The organism is Mesorhizobium sp. M3A.F.Ca.ET.175.01.1.1 (assembly GCF_004791945.1).
Lineage (GTDB): Bacteria > Pseudomonadota > Alphaproteobacteria > Rhizobiales > Rhizobiaceae > Mesorhizobium.
Genome location: NZ_SRTP01000282.1, coordinates 1 through 312, shown reverse-complemented (window position 1 = coordinate 312; position 312 = coordinate 1). Strand labels below are relative to the sequence as shown.

At 59.3% G+C, this 312-nt stretch carries 1 pseudogene; it reads left to right on the top strand.

The annotated features are described in order from the left end of the window. Positions 1–128: 128 nt before the first annotated feature. Positions 129–312: pseudogene (locus EN818_RS31660) on the top strand (hypothetical protein); the annotation flags it as partial.

Genomic DNA, 312 nt, shown 5'->3' with positions numbered 1-312 from the left:
TGAAGACCGGCAGCCAATGCAATCTGCCTATGGACTTCATGCCACCTTGGCATTTCGGCCAAAAAAGAAGATGCGGCAGTCTCTCCACCAGTCGCCCTTGCCGGCGACTTTGGGATGGAGACAAAAAGATGCACGTCCAATCCGGAACGCGAACTGACCAGGCCGTCATTTCCAGGACGAATTCCCGGCTAGAAGGGGGCCAGTCTGTTGACATCGTCCTGGCAAGCGACGCGCATGGCGCCTTTGTCTGGGGCGTGCTCGACCGCCTGCTCGACGAGCCGAACTTCACCTTTGAGGCCATCACCGCCGCCG